Below are 1,977 nucleotides of genomic sequence, written 5' to 3' on the forward strand. Positions count from 1 at the left end.
TTACAAAGCACTTTAAGTTTCTAAGGGAAGAAGGGATGACCACCGATCTGAATGTGGGTGCCCTTTTGGCGGCCTGTGAAAATATGGGAAAGAACCGCACCGGGGCACTCCTGGTTGTGGAACGTGACACTTCGCTTGATTTTATAACCTCATCAGGAGATGAAATGCAGATTGAAGTAAACCAGCCCATCCTGGAGAGTATCTTTTTCAAAAACAGTCCACTCCACGACGGGGCGGCGATCATTAAAGGGAACAGTATTGTCGCTACCCGGGTAATCCTCCCGGTATCCCGGGAACACAACATCCCCAACCGCTTTGGCCTGCGCCACCGCGCCGCTGTGGGAATTACAGAACGCACCGATGCCCTGACCCTGGTGGTGAGTGAGGAGACCGGAACCATTTCTTATATCAAAAACGGGGAATTCGTCCCTTTTAAAGATATGAAGGACCTGGAGCGCCTGCTGAGAAAAGACCTGAATACATGACCTGTAAGAACTGTAATAATTCCCTGAGGACTGACTATATGTTTTGCCCATCCTGTGGGGCAAAAGTCGTTCCCAGTCGCCTGACCTACAAAGGCTTGTTCACTGATATTCTGGAAAGATTTTTCGACTTTGACAACAGTTTCTACCGGACGGTCAAAACGATGACCATTCACCCGGAAAAAGTTGTAGAATCATACGTAGATGGGGTGAGAAAGCGTTTCCTCAACCCAATGAGTTACCTGGGGATAGCCCTTGCGCTTTCAGGGTTTATTTTTTTCATCATGAAAAAACTTGTCATGGATGAGATTGATTTTGGTGTATTGGGGGTAGGTGACTCACCTTCCAATACCAAAATTATGGATGCAACCCTGGAGTACAACTCGTTTATATTTATGGCCTACATTCCACTTATTGCAATTGCTGCAATATTAACCTTTAATAAAAGGGATTATAACCTCCCCGAACATCTTGTTTCCGCTACTTACACCCTGGCGCACCTTTCGATTCTGACTTTTCCAATAAGTGTATTTATACTGCTTTATATCCCAGAAGATTACCTCATTTACTCCTATTTAACTATCGTTTTGATGATAGGGTATTCCCTTTTCGTATTGATCCGTCTACACTTCTATAGTTTTGGGATTACGCTATTGAGGAGTTTTCTGTACATTGTTCTTTTGCTCATAGGCTTTTTTGGCTTCTCCATACTGTTGACCCTGATCATGTTCCTGACGGGCGTTTTAAGAGTAGAAGATTTTATACCACCACAGGCCTAAACAACCTCTTCCGCCATAAACTGGGCCTCGTAAAGCTTGCTGTAGAAACCCTTTTGCGCGAGTAAGGACTGGTGGGTCCCCATTTCTACGACTTCACCTTTATCCAGGACCAGGATTTTGTCTGCCTTCTTAACGGTCGCCAGGCGGTGGGCGATAATAATGGAAGTTCTTCCTTCTGTAACTTTTTCTGAAGCCTGTTGAATCAGTTTTTCGGAATACGTATCCACAGAAGAAGTGGCCTCATCCAGGACAAGAATACTTGGGTTACGCATATACGCCCTGAGAAAAGCGATGAGCTGTCGTTGCCCGCTGGAAAGCATACTTCCCCTCTCCTTCACATTGTATTCATATCCCCCGGGCAGGCTGCTGATAAATTCGTGGACGCCTATCTGTTTGGCCGCTGTTTCAATTTCCTCACGGGTGATCTCAGGGTCTTCCAGGGAAATGTTGTTGGCAATGGTATCTGCAAAGAGAAAAACATCCTGCAGGACCACAGCGATATTATTTCTCAAACTGGACAGGGTATACTCCCGGATATCGCGCCCATCCAGGCAAATGGTGCCCGAGTCGATATCGTAAAAGCGGTTGAGTAAGTTGATAATAGTTGATTTTCCTGCCCCTGTGGCCCCGACAATGGCGATATTCTCCCCCGGATTTACCTCAAAGGAGATCCCGTGGAGGATTTCCTCTCCGGCCTCATAGGAAAAACGCACGTT

General features: G+C 46.1%; 3 protein-coding genes. 2 read left to right on the forward strand and 1 reads right to left on the reverse strand.

Going from position 1 to position 1,977, the window contains the following annotated elements:
- Both WBV75_RS01115 and WBV75_RS01120 read left to right on the forward strand, forming a co-directional pair.
- A partial coding sequence (locus tag WBV75_RS01115) for a diadenylate cyclase (RefSeq protein WP_424118822.1) occupies positions 1-485 on the forward strand: 485 nt, incomplete at its 5' end.
- Positions 482-1,261: a DUF3667 domain-containing protein gene (locus WBV75_RS01120; RefSeq protein ID WP_424118823.1), complete on the forward strand. Its 780-nt coding sequence runs from the start codon at positions 482-484 to the stop codon at positions 1,259-1,261. The genes WBV75_RS01115 and WBV75_RS01120, both read left to right, overlap by 4 nt.
- On the opposite strand, the gene WBV75_RS01125 is transcribed toward WBV75_RS01120, so the two are convergent.
- On the reverse strand, positions 1,258-1,977 hold a 720-nt coding region (locus WBV75_RS01125), incomplete at its 5' end, for an ABC transporter ATP-binding protein (RefSeq protein WP_424118824.1). The two genes, WBV75_RS01120 and WBV75_RS01125, sit on opposite strands and share 4 nt — an antisense overlap.

Source organism: Robiginitalea sp. (assembly GCF_049588695.1).
GTDB lineage: Bacteria > Bacteroidota > Bacteroidia > Flavobacteriales > Flavobacteriaceae > Robiginitalea.